Source organism: Lentzea sp. NBC_00516 (genome assembly GCF_036346835.1).
Lineage (GTDB): Bacteria > Actinomycetota > Actinomycetes > Mycobacteriales > Pseudonocardiaceae > Lentzea > Lentzea sokolovensis.
In genome coordinates, this window is sequence record NZ_CP107840.1 from 6,045,907 (window position 1) to 6,063,275 (window position 17,369).

Below are 17,369 nucleotides of genomic sequence, written 5' to 3' on the forward strand. Positions count from 1 at the left end.
CCACGGCTCACTTACCCCCGACCGACTTGCGGTTGGCCTGTTCGACGGCTTCCCAGGTGTCAGCCGAGGCGTCGAGGCCGTCGCGGATCGAGTGGATGCCCTCGGTGAGCGCCGGGAACGCCTGGCGAGCCTGGTCGGCGATGGGCAGGTAGGAGTTGGCGAACTCCTTGCCCGCGTCGTCGCCGCCCCAGCAGCCGTTGTTGGCGTCGAGAACGGACCGCAGGGTCTCCCAGGCGGTCTGCAGCTTGTCGCCCGCCACCGAGAACTTCGGCGACTGCGAGCGCAGCGCCGTCGGGTCTACCTCGAAGCCCGTCACCACTGGCTCCCGCGGCGGTCCATGAAGGACTCCGGCGGCTCGTCGTCGTTCCGCGGTGCCTGCGGTGCCGGCGGCACGACCGGCGGCGGGGTCGGGATGAGGTCCTTGATCGACGGCATGCCCGGGAAGAAGTCGGGCAGGTCGGGAAGGCCCTCGGTGAACGGGGTGAGCACGGCGTCGGCCTGTGCTCGGGCGTTGAGGGCGGCCTGCTGGATCGTCGCGACGACGCTCTGGCCGAGCTTCTCCGGTGTGCTGCGGTCGAACGCGGCCGGGGCGAAGGTGACGCCGGTGACGATGCCACCGGCGTTGACCGTCACCTCGACCAGGCCGTCGGGCGAACTCGCGCGGCCGACCTTGGACATCGCCTCGGCCTGCGCCTGCTTGAGCTGGGCCGTCTGTTGTTCGAGGTTCGCCAGCATCGAGTCGACCTGGCCGCGCAGAGCGGCGTTGCGCGCCTCGAGCTCCGGATTGGTCATGCGTAGACCGAACCGGAACAGGCCGATCGGCGCAACCCCACTACACCGAGCGCGACCAGCTCTGCAGCATCCGGAACGCGATCGACGCGCCACCGGCGAGCCCGAGGCCGGGAACGCTGCCCGGTTCGTCGATCGCCTTGCGCACGTCGGCCCGCGAGACCCACTTGGCCTCGGCGATCTCGCCCTCGGCCAGTCGCAGCGGCTCGGCGGGATCGGCCACGGCCTCGAACCCGATCATCAACGACCGGGGGAACGGCCACGGCTGCGACCCGAGGTACCGGATGTCGCGGACCGCGACGCCGACCTCCTCGGAGATCTCCCGCGCCACGCAGGCCTCCAGCGACTCGCCGGCCTCGACGAACCCGGCCAGCACGGAGAACCTGCCCTCCGGCCACTCCGGACCGCGGGCGACGAGCACCTGGTCCGCGCCGTCGTGCACGAGACAGATCACCGCGGAGTCGGTGCGCGGGTACTCCTCCCGCTCACAGCCGGAACAGACCGAGGCCCAGCCGGACTTCTCCAGCACCGTCCTGGCGCCGCACTTGGCGCAGTACTTGGCGAGCCGATGCCACTGGAACAACGCGGCGGCCGTCGTGAAGAGACCGGCCGACGTGTCGTCCAGGGTGGCGCCGGCCTGCCTGAGGTCCAGCCACTGCGGTTCGTCCGAGAGCTCCGGCGGGCCCCAGACGCGAGTGGAGGGGACCTCGCCCTCCTCGACGGCGGGCATCAGCACGGCGAACCAGGCCACGCCGTCCTGCTCACCCAGCAGGACGGCGTTCACGGGCGGCTGGTCGCCGAACTCGAGAGCGGGACGGTCGACCACCCGCGTGCCGCGATCGGCGATCAGCGTGCGGCCGCGCGTGTCCACGACGAGCATCCGTGCCTTGGGCCAGAGCGCGGCGAGCTTCTCCTCGTCGCCGCGCAACGGCTCGCACCGGTCGACCCCGAACCGCGACAGCGCGGGCAGACCGACTAGTTCGAAACTCACTGGAACGAGACCCCGCCCAGTACGGAGAGCTTCGGCTTGAGCTGCTCGGCGTCACCGACGAGCACGCCGGTGAAGTTGGCCGGCGCGAAGAACTCCAGCGCGGCCGCGGCCACCTGCTCCGGCGTGACGGCCGCGAGGCGCTGCGGGTGCGCGACCAGCCAGTCGAGGCCGAGGCCCAGGCCGACGAGGTTCACCAGGAACGACGCCAGACCCGACTGCGAGGACGTCGACGTCAGCAGCGTGCCGACGGCGTAGCTGCGCGCGGTGTCCACTTCGGACTCCGACGGCGGCACGAGGCCGAGCCGAGCCAGTTCATAGCGGGTCTCCAGCAGCGCCGCGGCCGTGACGTCGGACGCCGTGTCGGCGTCGATCAGCAGCGTCGCGCCGTGCACGGTGAACTCGGGGTGCGACCGGGCGCTGTAGGTGTAGCCCTTGTCCTCACGGATGTTCTCGACCAGCCGCGACGAGAAGAACCCGCCGTAGACCAGGTTCGCGAGCTGCAGCGCCGGGTAACGCGCGTCGGTGCGCGGGATCGCCTGCGCGGCAAGGCGGATCTGCGACTGCACGGCACCGGCGCGGTGCACGAGCACCACGTCGCCACCGGACACCTCGGGCAGCGGCGGCAGCTGGACGGCCTCGCCGTCGCCCTGCCACGCACCCAGTGCCTCGCCGATCTGAGCGACGGCCTGAGCCGGTTCGACGTCGCCGACGACGACGAGCACCGAACCGCGCGGCAGCAGACCCTTGCCGTGCAACGCCACCACGTCTTCGCGGGAGACGGCGGCGACCTCGTCGGCCTGCGGCATCTCCTTGGCGTACGGGTGGTCGCCGTACAGGACCTTCTGCAGAGCCTCACGCGCGATGACGCTGGGCTGCGACCGGGCGATCGTGATGCGCTCGACGAGACGGGCGCGCTCGCGCTCGACCTCGTCCGCCGGGTACGAGGCGTTCGTCAGGACGTCCGCCAGCACCTCCAGCACGGTGCCGAGGCCGGTGGCCAGGGCGTTGCCGGTGAAGCTCAGGCGCTCCGGGTCGACCACGGCGTCGAGCTCGCCGCCGACCAGGGCCAGTTCGGTGTCGATCTGCACGCGCGAACGCTTCTCGGTGCCCGTCAGCACGGTGTTCGCGAGGATCTCGGCCACCGCGGAGTGCTGGGAACCGGTGCTGGCGCCGGCCGGGTCCGCGAACGGGACGCGCAGCCGCACCTCGACCATCGGCACGGTGGCGCGCTGGACCGCGATGACCCGCAGGCCGTTCGGCAGCGTGGTGTCCACAGTGGACAGCTCGGCCGACACCTTCTGCGAGCCCAGTTCCGGCAGCGGACGCGGGCCGGTCGACGTGCGTCCGATCTCCTCGGCGGTTCGGTGGGTCTTGGCCGAGGTCACTGGGCTCCTCCGGTGGGCTTGACGAAGAGAAGGGCGCGGGCGTCGGGACGCAGCGCCTTGGCTGCGGCGGACACCTCGTCGACGGTCACCGAGGCGATCCGCTCAGGCAGTTCGTAGATCAGTTCAGCGCGGCCGTACAACAGCTCCGCGGAGCCGAGGCCCAGCGTGCGGTTCGTGAGCCGGTCGTGCTCCTTGTGCATGGTCGACGCCCAGCGGGCGGTGACCTTCGCGAGCTCCTCGGCCGACGGCGGCTCCTGCGCGAGCTTCTGCAGTTCCTCGTCGATGGCCGCGATGACCTGGTCGGCGGAGACCTCGGCGGCGTGGATCGCGGTGATGCTGAACGTGTCCGGGTCGCGGGCCTCGAGCGGGCCGAACAGGCCGCAGCCGGCGTTCAGGTCGATGACGATGCCCTCGCGGTGCACCAGGCGCTGCTGCAGGCGCGAGCCGTCGCCGTCCGCCAGCACGCCGGCGAGCACGAGGTAGGAGAGGTAGCCGTCGATGTCGGTGACCGGGTCCGGCACGCGGTAGCCGATGGCGATCGCGGGCAGCGGGGCCAGCGCGTCGCCGTGCTCGTGCCGCACCTCGCCCTGCGGGGCCGGCTCGGCGAACGAGGGGCGCTCCGGGCGCGGCCGCGCGGGCACGTCGCCGAAGTGCTTCTCCACCAACGTCTTCGTGGTCTCGACGTCGAGGTCGCCCGCCACCGTCAGCACCGCGTTCGCCGGGCTGTAGTAGGTGTCGAAGAACTCCGCGCAGTCGTCGACCGTCGCGCTCTCCAGGTCGACGAAGTCGCCGTAGCCGTTGTGCGCGTTGGCGAACGTCTTGAACAGCACCGCGGGAAGGAGGATCCAGGGGAACCCGCCGTACGGGCGGTTCAGCACGTTGAGCCGGATCTCCTCCTTCACCACGTCGATCTGGTTGCGGAGGTTCTCGTCGGTGAGCTTCGGCGCGCGCATGCGGTCCGCTTCGAGGAACAGCGCCCGCTCCAGCGCCGCGCTCGGCAGCACCTGGTAGTAGTCGGTGTAGTCGGGGTGCGTGGACCCGTTGAACGTGCCGCCCGACGACTGCACGTGCCGGAAGTGGGCCAGCTTCTCCAGGCTCTCGCTGCCCTGGAACATCAGATGCTCGAAGAGGTGCGCGAACCCGGTGCGCCCCTCCGGCTCGGAACGGAAGCCGACGTCGTAGTGCACGCTGACGCCAACGACCGGTGCGCTGGCGTCGGGGGCGAGCACCACCCGCAGGCCGTTGGGCAACGTGAACCTGTGCAGTTCGGGTGAGGCCATGGCGCAAGACTACGGGTTCGGCGTCCGGAGCGATCGCAGGTGGCCCGCCTGGGCGAGCACTCCGTCGAGCGCCCCCAGGAACGCGGGGAAGCTGCGCCGGAAGTCGGAGGCATTGCCGTACCAGTAGAGGTCCTGCTGACCGAACGTGGTGAGCCAGCGCTCGGTCTCGCCGAGCACCACCGCGTACGGCAGGGACCGGGAGAACACCAGTTCGCGGTCGGCCTCGGGCACGTCGTCGGGCGTCACGCCGTGGAGGTAGCCGCGCAGGCCGCGGACGTGCTCCAGCAACTCGCTGCCGCGCCTGGTGCGGGCGGGCATCGACCGCGCGCCGAACGCCAGGGCGACACCACCGACGGCGACGACGAGCCCGAACAGCGCGTTGCCGATCGTCAGCGCCAGCACGACCGTCGCGACCACGCCCAGCACGGCGATCACGATGCCGGCCCACCAGAACAGGTTCCGCTCGGCGTCCGGGCGGCGCACGAACCAGCGCTTCTCCACGACGTCCGCGTAGAGCCGTTCCCGGACGACCGCGAGGTCGATCTGCCGGCCGCGCAGCTCGGACACGCTCACCGCGTCCACGCCGTGGGGCAGAAGGGCTTCGCAGACGGCCTTCTCGTAGCCGGACAGCGAGTCGTCGACCGGGTTGCGGCGCATGATCTGCCAGTCGTGGCCTTCTACCTCAGTGATCCACAGGTAGTTGCGGACGGCGAGGTCGATGACCGTGGCGGTCACGTCGACCACGTCCACGTGCTCGTCGACGACCGTGCCGACCTGGCCGGGCAGCACGCCGTCGGGCGAGGCGAACGCGACCCGTCCGCCCTGGTCGCGGACCAGCACGGTCACCGCGCCGACCTCGCTCGCGAGTGCCGCCGCGTCCCGGCCGCGCAGGTACCAGAGCAGGGCGACACCGCCGAGCAGCAACACCAGCAGCCCGCCGAGCGCGGCGCCGCTGGCCGGCGTGAGAGCGAACGCGGCGGCCAGGCCGGACTGCTCGACCACGACGGCGTTGGGCGGCACGACCCCGGCGGACAGTCCGATCGCGACGTCGACGCGTTCGCCGGCGCCGAGCTTGATCTCCTGCGCGCGCACGCCCTTGCCGTCCGCGAGGTCGGCGCTGGTGCACGGCTGGGACGAGCCGACGGGGCCCGCGAGGCAGTTGACCGACGTCGGGGAGTCGGGTGCGGAGAAGGAGACGGCGACCTTGTCCAGTTCGGTGTCCCAGCCGCCCGCGACCTGCCAGCGGACCTCCAGGGCGTCACCGACCGGGGCGACCGCGCCGGCGACCGTGTACGTCAGTACGGACTGGCCGCCCTCGAGCGTGACGGAGAAGCTGTCGTCGTCGGTGGAGGTGCTGCCCTTGCCGTCGATCTTGGCGTCGGTGACCTGGTACTGGCGCTCCAGGTCGTTGCCCACCGCTAGTCGCAAGGGGACGGTCCGCTTGACGGTCTTGCCGTCGGGCACCTGGACGGTCTCGGTGACGGACAGCCTGGCGTCGCGCTCCAGCTTCATCCGCACCTCGGTGCTGACGGTGCCGGGAAGCGGCTGCGCGAGCGCGCCGGCAGCCGTGGTGGACGTCAGCGCGACGGCGACGAAGATCGCCGCTCCCCAGTTCTTCAACACGGCTGCGGACAATAGCGGAGTCCTCATATGCTCCGGCGGACTTTCGTACAGACGCCATCTGGGGGATCTTCGGCGATGACGCAACCACTAGGAGTTCCCAGCAACTGGCCACCGCCACGCCCGGTGGGCCCACCTCCGTTGCCCGCCCCACCGCCGTACGGGCCGCCGATGCCTCCTCGTCCAGTTCAGGGCCCTCCGTCAGGCATGCGCCCGCCGATGGGCCCGCCCCCTCCGTACGGCCCTCCGCCCGGACGCGCACCGCTTCCGCCGCCCCGCCCGATGATGCCGCCGCCGCGCCCGGTCATGCCGGGGCCGCGGCCGGGCTGGGGCCCGCCTCCTCCTGGGTACGGGCCTTATCCGGGAATGCCGCCGCGCAAGAACAACGGCCCGATCGTCGCGCTCGTGCTCGGCGGAGTGGTGGTCCTCGGCCTCGGCGCGATCGGTTTCCTCGCGGCGACCCTGAACAGCAAGGTGAAGGACACGGGCTACTCGAACTACACGACGTACAGCCCGACCTACTCCTACACAACGACTACGACGACAACGACCACCACGACGACGGCGTCCACACGCACCTCATCGACGCGGACCTCCAGCACGCAGCCGACCCCGGTGGGCCCGAAGGCGATCTACAAGCTCGCCGACCACCCGATCTTCGGCACCGGGATCGGCGCGAACGACATCGCCTCGTGCCCGTTGCCGCAGATGGAATACAGCCCGGCGGGCGAGGAGCGGTTCCTCTCGGCCGCGCTGCCGTGCATCGAGAAGGCCTGGCAGCCGGCGTTGAAGGCGGCCAACCTGCCGTACCAGCCGGCCGAGCTGCAGGTGTTCACGGGCAGCGTGCAGACGCCGTGCGGTTCGCGCCAGGCCAACTCGACGGCGATGTTCTGCCGCGGCGTCATCTACTGGCCCGGCAACTTCTACGCGAACGAGGGCGGCTCGACGGTCCGGCACCCCGGTGTCTACCTGGGGCAGCTCAGTCACGAGTACGGCCACCACATCCAGTGGCTGACCGGCATGCTGCGCGCCTCGGACCAGGCCCAGTACGACGTGGGCGGGTTCGACACGCCGAAGGGCCTGGAGCTCAACCGCAGGCTGGAACTGCAGGCGACCTGTCTGGGCGGGATGACGCTCGCGCCGTTCTCGCACAAGAACGTCGTGCCGATCGAGGTCGTGAACACCGGCCTGAGCGATTCGGGCAAACGCGGCGACTACGACCGCAGGCCTGATCACGGCAGCGCGCCCAACAACGAGCGTTGGGTGATGCACGGCCACAAGCAGAACGACATCAAGGCCTGCAACACCTGGGCGGCGAACTCCGGGGACGTCTCATGAACCGATCCCCCGGCCCGTGCGTCTCAAGTACGTGGAGGGGACGTGTTAGCCCGGCCGGGGGACGCGCGATCTCGGTCCGCCTATGCTCGTACCCGACCCAGGATGACCATTGGGGGGACCTCAGGCGATGACGCAACCACCGCCGGGCACTTGGCCGCCACCGCGCCCGGTCGGCCCGCCGCCGATGCCCGCACCGCTCGGACAGCGTCCGCCGCAAGGCCCACCGCCGCCTCCTTACGGGCCGCCACCGCCGCAGGGCCCGCCGCCCGGTTACTACGGCCCGCCGCCGCCCGGCCCGGTCATGCCGCCGCCGCAGCCGTCGTGGGGCCCGCCCCCTCCCGGCTACGGGCCGTATCCGGGCATGCCGCCGCGCCGCAAGAACAGCGGCCCGATGATCGCCCTGATCCTGGGCGGCGTCGTGATCCTCGGTCTCGGCGCGGTGGGCGTCCTCGCGGCGACCCTGAACAGCAAGGTGAAGGACACGGGCTACTCGGCGTACACGACGCAGAGCCCGACGTTCAGCATCCCGACCACGTCGGACACGCCCACGGAGACATCCGCACCAGCGCGCACGTCCGCGTCCCGCACGCCTTCGGCTCCGGCGACCCCGGCGGGCCCGAAGGCGGTCTACGCGCTGGCGGACCACCCGTTCCTCAAGCCGGGATTCGGCGCGAACACGATCTCGGGCTGCAACCTCCCGGCGATGGACTACTCCCCCGCGGGCCAGGACCGGTTCCTGCGCGCCGCCCTGCCGTGCATCGAGAGCATGTGGAAGCCGGCGCTGAACGCCGCGAACCTCCCGTACCAGCCCGTTGAGCTGCACATCATCACCGAGAGCGCGCAGTACCCGTGCGGCACCGTCCGCCCGGACCAGACGGCGCGGTACTGCCAGGGCGGCATCTACTGGACGGCGAACGCCTACGCCGCCGAACGCAACCCGAACAACCCGAACCACCCCGGCAAGTACCTGGGCCAGCTCGCCCACGAGTACGGCCACCACATCCAGTGGCTCACCGGAATGCTCAAAGCCTCGGACCGCGCGCAGTACGACGCGGGCGGATGGGATACTCCGAAGGGCCTCGACCTGAACCGCCGGATGGAGCTGCAAGCCACCTGCTTCGGCGGCATGTCGCTGGCCCCGATGTCGCACGGCGCGATACCGATAGACGTGATCCGGGTGGCCCTGACCGACGCGGGCAACCGGGGTGACTACGACGTCTACCCGACGAAGGACCACGGCACACCGCAGAACAACGCGTCCTGGGTCGACCGGGGCTACAAGTCGAACAAGGCATCAGAGTGCAACACCTGGGCAGCCGACCCGGGTTCTGTCTCCTAGGAAGGGGAGAACGTGACCCAACCAGCCAAGAACAACCCGGTCGTGCTCGCGGGAGTGTTCGTGCTGGTGGTCGCGTTCGTCCTCGGGATCGGTCAACTGAGTCGCCCGAGAGTGGTCACCGGTCACGCGCTGGCGGGTTCGCGTCCTGCCACGTCGCCGTCGACCGAGCCGTCGACCCCGATCCGCCCGCGGGCGGTCTACCGGCTGGACGACCACCCGTTGCTGGTCAAGCCGGTCTCGTTGCCGCAGGTCACCTGCGCGATGCCGCCCTTCGGCGTCGCGGACGGGGAACTCGCGGCCTACTACGCGGCGGGCGTCGCGTGCCTGGACGGTGCCTGGGGCCCGTTGCTGACGACGGCGAACCTGCCGTTCGACAAGCCGACGCTGGACGCCTCGCCCGAGCTGAAGGACGGCCCGTGCGGCGCGGCCCCGGAGTCCGACCACGCGGTGGCCTACTACTGCGGCCGCAACCGCACGATCTACATGCCCACGGCCCGCCTGCGCGACAACGGTGGCGGTGACGCCCCGGCGACTCACCTGGCCACGCTCGCCCACGAGTACGGCCACCACGTCCAGGCGCTGACGGGCCTGCTGCGGGCGGCGGACCTGAAGATCACCGACGCGGGCGAGAAGACCCCGGCCGGCCTGGAGATGTCCCGCCGGATCGAGCTGCAGGCGAACTGCTTCGCGGGCATGTTCCTGGCGTCGGCGGCCGGACGCGGTTCCGTGACGGCGAGCCTCGCGCGTCAGGCGCAGGAGGACTTCAAGTTCGCCGTCGAGGAGAAGCCCGAGAACAACGCGCACGGCTCCGCCCAGAACCAGGCGCAGTGGGCGGCCGCGGGCTTCAAGGCGAACTCGACCGACGCCTGCAACACGTTCGCGGCGGCTCCGGCCGAGGTCGGTTAAACGCAGACAGGTCTGCCAAGCACGCCTGATCGCCCGCGAAGCCGAAGGCGAGCCGTCCTTAGCGCGCGGTCAGGGCGGTGGGGTCCCGTCACGAGTCGCGCCATAGCTCTTGCTGCATGCAGGTAGGGGTGTCAAGCGGGCACGCTTTTCGCCCGCTTGACACCCCTACCTGCATGTGGCCCGCTCCTGGTGCGGCTCGTGACGGGACCCCACCGCCAACGCAACCCCACTACGAAACAGGCAGCCGCCCAACGCAACAGGCGTGCCATCAACCCACCCACGGCGCCACCCCCCGATCAGATTGCCGGGGGTCTGGGGGCAGAGCCCCCAGAGGAAGCACCCAACCGCAGGCCCGCCAACGCAAGCCAGGGAAAGCTACGCAACCGACGCGTCCACACCGATGGAATCAAACGTGGCTCGGCTGAGCGACTGGATTAACCGCGGGCAGCACCACGCGGAACATCGCTCCCTGCTCGGACGGCTCACACGTCAGGTCTCCGCCGTGCGCCCGGATCACCCCTCGGGCGATGGCCAGTCCCAGCCCGGAACCACCCGAGCGCCGGTCGCGGGCGTCGTCGAGCCGGACGAGCCGGTCGAAGATCCGCTCGCGTTCGGCCTCGGGCACACCCGGTCCGTTGTCGGACACGGTGAACCCGGTCAGGTCGACCCTGATTCGGACGGTCCCCTGTGGACCGGTGGCCTGCCGGGCGTTGTCCACGAGGTTCGCCAGCACCTGCGCGAGTCGTTGCCCGTCACCGACCACCGCGACCGGGACTCCTTCGGCGGCGATGTCGAAGTCCGGTGCCACGAACCGGGTCCTGGCCACCTCGGCCTCGGCCAGTCCCAGCAGGTCCACCGACTCGCGCTGCATCTCGTACCCGGCGTCCAGCTGGGCCAGCGCGAGCAGGTCGTCGACCAGTCGCCCTGCCCTGCGCGCCTCTCTGACCAGCAGGAACGACATCTGGTCCCGGTCAGGCGAGTCCACCGGCGCCTGCACCAGCGCCTCGGCCACGGCCTGCACGCCGGTGATCGGCGTCCGCAGTTCGTGGGCGGCGTCGGCGACGAACCGCCGGGTCCGCTGCTCGGAGCCCTCCAGCGAGTCGAGCATCCCGTCGAACGCGGCCGCCGTCCGTCCCAGCTCGGTGTCGGTCCGCGAGGGGTTCAGCCGTCCGCCCCGATGGCCGTCGGCGATGGCCTGGGCGAGCGAGGTCATGGCGTCGAGCGGGGCCAGCGCCCGCCGCACCACCACCACGATCAGCAGGCCGGTGATGACGATCGCCCCGAGTCCCAGGATCAGCAGCAGTTTTCGCAACCGGTGCTGCGCCTGCGAGATCGCCTCGGTGTCGGCGTAGAGGGTGACCTTGTTGCGGCCGACGTTGCGGACCTTGCGCTCGAACTGCCCGTCCTCGGGCGCGCTGCCGACGGTCGTGCCGTTGGGCAGCTCGATGGTGACGTGGATGTTCCGCTTCGTCAGCACGCCGGCGACCTCGGCCGGACGCCTGCCGTTCTTCAGCATCTCGACCGCACGCGTCTCGGTGGTGCCCAGCACGCCGTCGACGTCCTTGGAGGACTGCCCGGCGAACGTCCGGTCGACGGAGATCACCAGCGCCACCAGCACGAGGAACAGCACCAGCAGCACCGACACCGCGACCCGCCTGCGCAGCGAGACCGTGCGGAGGTTCATTCCTCGGCCCGCAGCACGTACCCAAGGCCACGCACGGTGTGCACGAGCCGGGTGCCGTGCTCCTCGATCTTGCGGCGCACAGCGCTGACGTGGACCTCGACCAGGTTCGGGTCGTAGTCCTCGTAGCCCCACACGGCCGTGAGGATCTGCGTCTTGGACACCACGCGCCCGCGTTGCGCCGCCAGGTACACCAGCAGCCGCAGTTCGGTCGCGGTCAGTTCGATCGGCCGGTCGGCGCGCATGACGACACCCGCGTCGGCGTCCACGACCAGGTCGCCGACCTGCACGGTCGACGGCGTCCTGCCCAGCCGCCGCAGCACCGCGGAGACCCGTGCCACGAGCTCTGCCAGCACGAACGGCTTGCCCACGTAGTCGTCGGCACCGCCGGAAAGCCCCCGCAGCCGGTCCGGCACGCCGTCGCGCGCGGTCAGCATGACCACGCCGGCTCCCGACGAGCGGCGAATGACCTCCAGCAGCTGGAAGCCGTCGCGGCCGGGCAGCATCACGTCGAGCACGACCAGGTCGGGGCGGAAGCGGCCGAGATCGGTCTCCAGCTGACGCCCGTCCAGCCGGTGCTGCACCTCGTACCCGGACTCACGCAACGCGGAAGACACCGCGGCGCCGATCGCCTCGGCGTCCTCGATCACCAACACCCTGGCGGACACCCCACCATTCTGCTGATCATCGGGACTTCGGGCGACTCGCCTTCAGCTTGCGCTCAGATTGCACGCGCACCCTGGGGCGCATGTCGAAGAAATCAGCGTGGGCCGGCGCCATCGTCGCGGCCGTCGGACTCACCGTCGGCGGTATCGCTGTCGCGACGGCGGCCGAGGGTCCCGACGGTCCTGCCGCGGCGTTCGCGGAACGCCACCCGGGAGGTCCCGGCAAGCCCGGCCGCGGGGACAAGGCCAAGCTCAAGGACAGCACCCTGGTCGTCGGCCGGGTCAAGTCGGTCGAGACCGGCAAGCTCACGATCACCAAGGACGACGGCAGCGAGGTGTCGTTGACCACTGACAGCGCGACGAAGCTGCGCGGTGGCGATCTCGCCGGACTCAAGGCCGACCAGCGCGTGACCGTGCGCGCGAAGGACGGCAAGGCGCTGAACGTGGCGCTGGCCAAGGCGCAGGTGCGCGGCACCGTCAAGGACGTCAACGGCAACAACGCCACGTTGGTGCAGGTCGACGGACTGCAGACGCCGCTCGACCTGTCGTCGGTGAGCGAGAAGCCGAAGAACGGTGACCTCGTCGCCGTGACAGGAACCGTGTCCGACGGCAAGACCGTCAAGGTCGACCAGCTGCGCCAGCTGCCGAAGTAAACCTGGGCTCCACGCGGGCCGCCGCGTCTGCGAACATCGCAGTGTGGCGGTTCCGCGAAGCCCGGACAGATGGGTGTTCATCCTGCTGGTCGTCGGACTGGTCGGGATCGGGGTCGCGATCGCCCTTTTGGCGCCGGCCAGGGTGCTGGGCGCCGAGGAACCCCCCAGACCCGTGACCGCGACCGTCGTCGAGAGCGGCTCGTGCGGCCAGGGCATGGACACGGTCGAGTGGGATGCCGACGGCCAGAAGAAGCAGGCCAAGCTCGACGGCTGCGGCCACACCAAGGGCGAGACAGTCGAGATCATCAACACCGGTGGCGAGATGGTGTCCTCCGCCGCCTCCCAGCCCGTCGGACTTCCGGTCGGGCGCCGCCTCACCGCGCTGCTGCTGTGCATGGCAGCTCTGGCGGGTGGCTTCTACGCGTTCCTGTTCCGCTACGCGCCTCTGCGCGCGCCGGCCGTGCTGCCTACTCCTCGACGGGCTGACCCGGTTTCCTGACGTCCACGAGGATGCCGACCACGTCGCACGCCATGGCGGCCACGTCGTCGATCTGCTCGGCGAGGTCCATGTCGGTGAAGGTGAAGCAGGCGACGCCGTCGGCGATGTCCACGGCGGGCGGCTCGTACGACCTCAGCTGGGCGAGGACCTTCCGCTCGGTCTCTCCCGACATGAGAGGCGCCAGGCTCCCCAGGATCCCGTAGCGCCGGGGGCCCTGGATCGGGCTCAGCCGCAGGTCTCCCGGCAGTTCCGGCGCGTCCACCGCCACCACGAGGCCCGGCACGAAGGCCCACCTTGTGGGGACGCCATGATAGGTACCGGCGACCCTCGACAAGGCGAAGACGGCGACCCGCACGGCCCGCCCGTCGTGTGTTCCCGCCACCGCCGCGTGCCGCGTCCGATCCACCTCGCCCATCCGCCCCGCCGGCACGTCCTCGTCGTCGGCGAGCCGCCGCCACCGGGAACTGCCCGCCTGGCGCCGGAGTGTGCCCGCGCCGACCGAGAGCGCGCGGGCCTGTGCGTTCTCCTGCCCGACGTTGATGATCGACACCACGATGATCGTGATCAACACGAGGGCCCCGATCACCATCAGGACCTGCGGCAGACCCATGCGTCCTCCGAGGAACGTTCGCCGGCACGGCTCCCCGGCGGCGGGAAGCCCCTCATTGGACTACACGGCGTGCGTCGTCATCACTCTTCTCCGGGCGGGGTCACCTTCTTGACGTAAAGCAGCCGGTCACCCGGCTCGATCGCGTCCGCCTCCGGAGCGTCCACCCGGTAGAGCGTCTTGCCCCGCACCACACCGAGCACGATGTCGGACAGGTGCCGCGGCGACCCGCCGATCTCGCTCTTCTCGACGTCGCGCTCGGCGATCGCGAGCCCTGCGTCCGGCGTGAGCAGGTCCTCGACCATCGCCACGACGGACGGCGTCGCGGTCGCCATGCCGAGCAGGCGCCCGGCCGTCTCCGACGACACGACCACCGAGTCGGCGCCGGACTGCTTGAGCAGGTGCTCGTTCTCCCGTTCCCGCACCGACGCCACGATCTGCGCCGTGGGGGCGAGTTCGCGGGCCGTCAACGTCACCAGCACCGCCGTGTCGTCCCTGTTCGGGGCGACGACGATCGCGCGCGCACGGGCCGCACCGGCGACCCTCAGCACGTCGTTGCGGGTACCGGACCCATGCACGGTCACGAGCCCGATGGCGGACGCCGCGTCGAGCGACTCCTGCACCGTGTCGACGACGACGATCGAGCCGGGCTCGGTCCCGTCGCCGAGCAGTGCGGCGACCGCCGAACGTCCCTTCGTGCCGTAACCGACGACCACCACGTGGTCCCGCACAACCCGCCTCCACTTTTGAATGCGCAACGCCTGACGGGAGCGCTCGGTGAGAACTTCGAGTGTCGTGCCGACCAGCACGATCAAGAACAGGACCCGCAACGGCGTGATGACCAGGACGTTGACCAGCCGCGCCGACGACGACGCGGGCGTGATGTCGCCGTAGCCGGTCGTCGAGAGAGACACCGTCGCGTAGTAGAACGAGTCGAGCAACGAGACGCCGTCCTCGTTGACGTCGCGGTAGCCGTCACGGTCCAAGTAGACGATCAGCACCGCGAGCAGCAGTGCCGCCATCGCTCCCACGACGCGCTTGAGGATCGCGCGGGCAGGGCTCTGCGCCTGGTCCGGCATCCTGATCACGCCGACGAGCGAGTGCGACGCTTCCTCAGACAGGCTCATCGGGACAACCTCTTCGCGATTTCTGCTTTCGCAAGCATCCGCCACAGGTGAGCGGCCGCCTCCGCGCCTTTGAGGAGCAACGGCACCACTACGCGCTCGTTCGGCGCGTGGACGCGATCATCCGGCAAGGTCGCGCCGAGGTAGACGAGGGGCACCCCGAGGCGCTCCCGCAGCACCGCGGCAGGTCCCGATCCGCCGGCCCGCGCGAACCTCACGGGCTGGTCAAAGGCCAGTTCCAGGGCGTCCTTGACCGCGGCGTTCGCCGGGTCGTCCGGGCTGATCGCGTACGGCGGGACGCCCTCGCCCCGGAAGCTCACCTCGGCCGTGATGCCGTTCGGCGTGTGCCGGGCGACGAACTGCTTGAGCTGTTCCGCGACCTTGTCCGGCTGCTGGTCGGGCACGAGCCGGAAGCTGATCTTCGCCGTGGCGGACGCCGGGATGATCGTCTTCAGGCCGGGTCCGGTGTAGCCGCTGTTGATGCCGTTGATCTCGGCGGTGGGCCGCACCCAGATCCGTTCGAACGTGCTGTAGCCGGTCTCACCGTGCGTCGCCTGGGCGCCGCCTCCGTTGTGCGCCAGCCACTTCCGCTCGTCGAACGGCAGCGCCGCGTAGTCCTCGCGTTCTTTCGCGGTCGGTTCCGCGACGTCGTCGTAGAAGCCTTCGAGCTGGATCCGGTTGTCGTCGTCGTGCAGCGCGGCGATGAGTTTCGCGAGCGCCGTCGCCGGGTTCGGAATCGCGCCGCCCGCACGCCCGGAATGGACGTCGTCGGTGCCGCCGAAGAACGTGATCTCGCCGCCGAGAACACCCCGTTGCCCGGTGTTGACCGTCGGTGCGTCGCGTTCGTGCAATGCCGTGTCGGTGAACACCACAAGATCACAGCCGAGTTCGTCGTGGTGATCTTCGAGCAGCTTTCGCAGATGCGGCGAACCCGATTCCTCCTCGCCTTCGACGAAGAGTTTCAGCGTGACGCCCGGCGCATTCTGTCCGGTGGCGGCCAGATGTGCTTTCACCGCGAGCAGGTGCATCGCGACCTGTCCCTTGTCGTCGCTCGCACCCCGTCCCCTGATCTCGTCACCGCTGATCACGGGCTCGAACGGCGGATGCTCCCAGCGTTCGACCGGATCGACAGGCTGCACGTCGTGGTGCCCGTAAACGAGCACGGTCGGCGCCTCCGGATCCGCCGCGGGCCAGCACGCGAACACGGCGGGAAGCGCCGGTCCGTCACCCCAGATCGCGACCTCCGGCCACCCGTCGCCGCGAAGCTGATCTGCGAGCCATTCGGCAGATCTCCGCACGTCAACGTGATGCCGGGGATCGACCCCGATGCCCGGAATCGTGATCCAGTCGCAGAGCCCGGCGACGAAGGAATCGGTCAGCGCGGCGACAGCGGCGCGTTCGGAATGACGAGAATCACCTGCCACGCCCGTGGAGAATAGGCCAGCCCCATCTCGCCTACGTGGCGTAGGCATGACAGGGTGACGGCATGGAACCAACCCGTTCCCGAGCGCGATCGGCGCTGGCGCTCGCCGCACTGCTAGGCCTGGCCGGAGCTACCCACTTCAGCAGGCCGAAGTACTACGACGCGATCGTCCCCCGCTCGTTGCCCGGCACCCCGCGGCAGTGGACGTACGTGTCCGGCGTGGCCGAACTCGCCGTGGCAGCGGCCGTGGCCACTCCCCGAACGCGCCGCCTGGGCGGCTTCGCGGCCGTCGCGCTCTTCGTCGCCGTGTTTCCGGCGAACGTGAAAATGGCTCTCGATTTCCGGGACAAATCACCCAAAGCCCGTGCCATCGCCTACGGCCGCCTGCCACTGCAGATCCCACTCGTCGCATGGGCGTGGAAAGTCGCCAAAGGCTCACCATGACCACCCTGGGTAATCCTTAACCAAGTGTCCCGCAAACGCTGTCATTTTCCGCGCGAGGAACCTTAGGATGCGCCCTGTGCAATCGCTGCTTGAACGCGCCGCAACCGCGCTCGGCTGGGACGGAGTCGTCGTACCCGACGTCGCCGTCCTGGGCCAGCAGGTGTCCGCGGTGGTGCGTTTGCTGCCCGAAGTGCACGAGTGGAGAACCGCGAACGGCTGGCCCCCGCGAGCCGACCCGTCGTGGTTCCGCTCGTGGTTCGAGCCGGACGCACACGACCGCCTCCCGGTGGCGGCGGTGGAACTGGTCGGCGTCCTGGTGAGCGAGTCCACCACGGACCGCGCCCTCCAGTCGTGCGGCACCCTCCTGACCCTGGCCCCGTGCGCGGTGATGCTCCCCCGCACCGAAGAGTCCCAGGCCTGGTCGTACATCGAACTCGACTACTACGGCATCGGCGTCGTCGTGGGCGACGACAGCACCGCCGACCTCATGGTGCCGCCGGAGGACCGCTCGCCGGAGTTCGGGCCGTCGCTGTTCGGGCGGTGGCTGCTCGAGGTGCTGTACGAGCGGGTGCTCAAGGCGTCGCACGCACCGGCCGGCAGCAGCCCTCAGGCCTGACGCGCCCGA

At 70.3% G+C, this 17,369-nt stretch carries 18 protein-coding genes; 7 read left to right on the top strand and 11 right to left on the bottom strand.

Annotated features, from left to right (window positions below; all coding sequences use genetic code 11):
- Positions 1-7 precede the first annotated feature (7 nt).
- Genes OG205_RS27110 through OG205_RS27135 form a run of 6 tightly spaced genes read right to left on the bottom strand, consistent with a single transcriptional unit; the run spans position 8 to position 6,068 of the window.
- On the bottom strand, positions 8-316 hold the full coding sequence (locus tag OG205_RS27110; RefSeq protein ID WP_330270857.1) for a WXG100 family type VII secretion target: 309 nt from the start codon (positions 314-316) through the stop codon (positions 8-10).
- The gene (locus tag OG205_RS27115) at positions 313-792 is read right to left on the bottom strand and encodes a YbaB/EbfC family nucleoid-associated protein (protein ID WP_330270858.1); all 480 of its coding nucleotides are present in this window, start codon (positions 790-792) and stop codon (positions 313-315) included. Before OG205_RS27115 ends, OG205_RS27110 begins: the two co-directional genes overlap by 4 nt.
- Positions 793-832: 40 nt before the next feature.
- Positions 833-1,780: an NAD(+) diphosphatase gene (gene nudC, locus OG205_RS27120; protein ID WP_330270859.1), complete on the bottom strand. Its 948-nt coding sequence runs from the start codon at positions 1,778-1,780 to the stop codon at positions 833-835.
- Positions 1,777-3,165: a M16 family metallopeptidase gene (locus tag OG205_RS27125; RefSeq protein WP_330270860.1), complete on the bottom strand. Its 1,389-nt coding sequence runs from the start codon at positions 3,163-3,165 to the stop codon at positions 1,777-1,779. The genes nudC and OG205_RS27125 overlap by 4 nt, the downstream gene beginning before the upstream one ends.
- Positions 3,162-4,445, bottom strand: coding sequence for a M16 family metallopeptidase (locus tag OG205_RS27130; protein WP_330270861.1), 1,284 nt, complete (start codon positions 4,443-4,445; stop codon positions 3,162-3,164). The genes OG205_RS27125 and OG205_RS27130 overlap by 4 nt, the downstream gene beginning before the upstream one ends.
- Positions 4,446-4,454: 9 nt before the next feature.
- Positions 4,455-6,068, bottom strand: a complete 1,614-nt coding sequence (locus OG205_RS27135) for a DUF2207 domain-containing protein (protein ID WP_330270862.1) — start codon at positions 6,066-6,068, stop codon at positions 4,455-4,457.
- 363 nt (positions 6,069-6,431) lie between these two features.
- On the opposite strand from OG205_RS27135, the gene OG205_RS27140 reads away from it, so the two are divergent.
- The 3 genes from OG205_RS27140 to OG205_RS27150 all read left to right on the top strand — a co-directional run bounded on the left by OG205_RS27140 (position 6,432) and on the right by OG205_RS27150 (position 9,648).
- Entirely contained in the window at positions 6,432-7,403 is a 972-nt protein-coding gene (locus tag OG205_RS27140) for a neutral zinc metallopeptidase (protein ID WP_330270863.1), read from the top strand.
- Between the two features lie 127 nt (positions 7,404-7,530).
- On the top strand, positions 7,531-8,742 hold the full coding sequence (locus OG205_RS27145; RefSeq protein WP_330270864.1) for a neutral zinc metallopeptidase: 1,212 nt from the start codon (positions 7,531-7,533) through the stop codon (positions 8,740-8,742).
- A gap of 12 nt (positions 8,743-8,754) precedes the next feature.
- The gene (locus OG205_RS27150) at positions 8,755-9,648 is read left to right on the top strand and encodes a neutral zinc metallopeptidase (RefSeq protein WP_330270865.1); all 894 of its coding nucleotides are present in this window, start codon (positions 8,755-8,757) and stop codon (positions 9,646-9,648) included.
- A gap of 406 nt (positions 9,649-10,054) precedes the next feature.
- Here the strand turns inward: OG205_RS27150 and OG205_RS27155 are convergent, their stop codons facing one another.
- Positions 10,055-11,332: a sensor histidine kinase gene (locus OG205_RS27155; RefSeq protein ID WP_330270866.1), complete on the bottom strand. Its 1,278-nt coding sequence runs from the start codon at positions 11,330-11,332 to the stop codon at positions 10,055-10,057.
- Positions 11,329-11,997, bottom strand: coding sequence for a response regulator transcription factor (locus OG205_RS27160; protein WP_330270867.1), 669 nt, complete (start codon positions 11,995-11,997; stop codon positions 11,329-11,331). The genes OG205_RS27155 and OG205_RS27160 overlap by 4 nt, the downstream gene beginning before the upstream one ends.
- Positions 11,998-12,077: 80 nt before the next feature.
- Here OG205_RS27160 and OG205_RS27165 point away from each other — a divergent pair, with 80 nt between their 5' ends.
- Entirely contained in the window at positions 12,078-12,647 is a 570-nt protein-coding gene (locus OG205_RS27165) for a hypothetical protein (protein WP_330270868.1), read from the top strand.
- 43 nt (positions 12,648-12,690) lie between these two features.
- A complete protein-coding gene (locus OG205_RS27170) occupies positions 12,691-13,146 on the top strand; it encodes a hypothetical protein (protein ID WP_330270869.1) in 456 nt (151 codons plus the stop codon).
- Here OG205_RS27170 and OG205_RS27175 read toward each other — a convergent pair.
- The 3 genes from OG205_RS27175 to OG205_RS27185 form a co-directional block, all read right to left on the bottom strand.
- Entirely contained in the window at positions 13,115-13,756 is a 642-nt protein-coding gene (locus OG205_RS27175; RefSeq protein WP_330270870.1) for a hypothetical protein, read from the bottom strand. The two genes, OG205_RS27170 and OG205_RS27175, sit on opposite strands and share 32 nt — an antisense overlap.
- Before the next feature lie 80 nt (positions 13,757-13,836).
- A complete protein-coding gene (locus OG205_RS27180; protein WP_330270871.1) occupies positions 13,837-14,880 on the bottom strand; it encodes a potassium channel family protein in 1,044 nt (347 codons plus the stop codon).
- Complete coding sequence (locus OG205_RS27185) at positions 14,877-16,301, bottom strand: M20/M25/M40 family metallo-hydrolase (RefSeq protein WP_330270872.1); 1,425 nt, start codon at positions 16,299-16,301, stop codon at positions 14,877-14,879. The genes OG205_RS27180 and OG205_RS27185 overlap by 4 nt, the downstream gene beginning before the upstream one ends.
- A 62-nt stretch (positions 16,302-16,363) precedes the next feature.
- On the opposite strand from OG205_RS27185, the gene OG205_RS27190 reads away from it, so the two are divergent.
- Positions 16,364-16,744, top strand: a complete 381-nt coding sequence (locus OG205_RS27190) for a DoxX family protein (protein ID WP_330270873.1) — start codon at positions 16,364-16,366, stop codon at positions 16,742-16,744.
- Positions 16,745-16,820: 76 nt separating this feature from the next.
- On the top strand, positions 16,821-17,360 hold the full coding sequence (locus OG205_RS27195; protein WP_330270874.1) for a hypothetical protein: 540 nt from the start codon (positions 16,821-16,823) through the stop codon (positions 17,358-17,360).
- The last annotated feature ends 9 nt before the right edge of the window (positions 17,361-17,369 follow it).

Bases quoted from the DNA above. Each gene is read 5' to 3' on its own strand.
- OG205_RS27145 (WP_330270864.1), top strand. From the start codon at position 7,531: ATGACGCAACCACCGCCGGGCACTTGGCCGCCACCGCGCCCGGTCGGC.
- OG205_RS27165 (WP_330270868.1), top strand. From the start codon at position 12,078: ATGTCGAAGAAATCAGCGTGGGCCGGCGCCATCGTCGCGGCCGTCGGA.
- OG205_RS27190 (WP_330270873.1), top strand. From the start codon at position 16,364: ATGGAACCAACCCGTTCCCGAGCGCGATCGGCGCTGGCGCTCGCCGCA.
- OG205_RS27155 (WP_330270866.1), bottom strand. From the start codon at position 11,332: ATGAACCTCCGCACGGTCTCGCTGCGCAGGCGGGTCGCGGTGTCGGTG.
- OG205_RS27130 (WP_330270861.1), bottom strand. From the start codon at position 4,445: ATGGCCTCACCCGAACTGCACAGGTTCACGTTGCCCAACGGCCTGCGG.
- OG205_RS27180 (WP_330270871.1), bottom strand. From the start codon at position 14,880: ATGAGCCTGTCTGAGGAAGCGTCGCACTCGCTCGTCGGCGTGATCAGG.
- OG205_RS27140 (WP_330270863.1), top strand. From the start codon at position 6,432: ATGCCGCCGCGCAAGAACAACGGCCCGATCGTCGCGCTCGTGCTCGGC.
- OG205_RS27175 (WP_330270870.1), bottom strand. From the start codon at position 13,756: ATGGGTCTGCCGCAGGTCCTGATGGTGATCGGGGCCCTCGTGTTGATC.
- OG205_RS27115 (WP_330270858.1), bottom strand. From the start codon at position 792: ATGACCAATCCGGAGCTCGAGGCGCGCAACGCCGCTCTGCGCGGCCAG.